1 pseudogene is annotated in these 326 nt (G+C 57.4%); it reads right to left on the bottom strand.

Features of this window, described 5'->3' with window-relative positions:
* Window positions 1-312 (bottom strand): annotated as a pseudogene (locus AC5RWX_RS34515) (DUF4012 domain-containing protein); the annotation flags it as partial.
* Between the last annotated feature and the right edge of the window lie 14 nt (window positions 313-326).

The raw sequence follows: 326 nt of genomic DNA, 5'->3' as shown, positions 1-326 counted from the left end.
GTAGCCGTCTCTGGGGCACTCTTTGATGAGTTGAGCTGTGCGCTTGACGTAGTAGTCCATCTTTGCGCCGGTCCCGTCGTTGAAATAGACGCCGAACTGCGCAGGAGCGATGCTCGGACCCGATACTGAACCGCTGATTGGATACTTAGCGAGGGTCGCTTGCTCTCGAAGGTCGGCTGACCAGACCAAAAGGCGACCTTCCTCGGTCCCGCGTGTGATCCCGGCAACCAACTTAGTCGCGTCTACATCTCCTGCGGCGAGGATAGCGAACACCTTCTGCGCTACGGTCGCAAAATAGGCGTCCTGAAGCAAGGGATTCTCCACTT

Source organism: Arthrobacter sp. SPT-J7, from assembly GCF_059089965.1.
The sequence above is the reverse complement of the archived record's forward strand: the minus strand, read 5'-3'. Positions and strand labels throughout refer to the sequence as shown.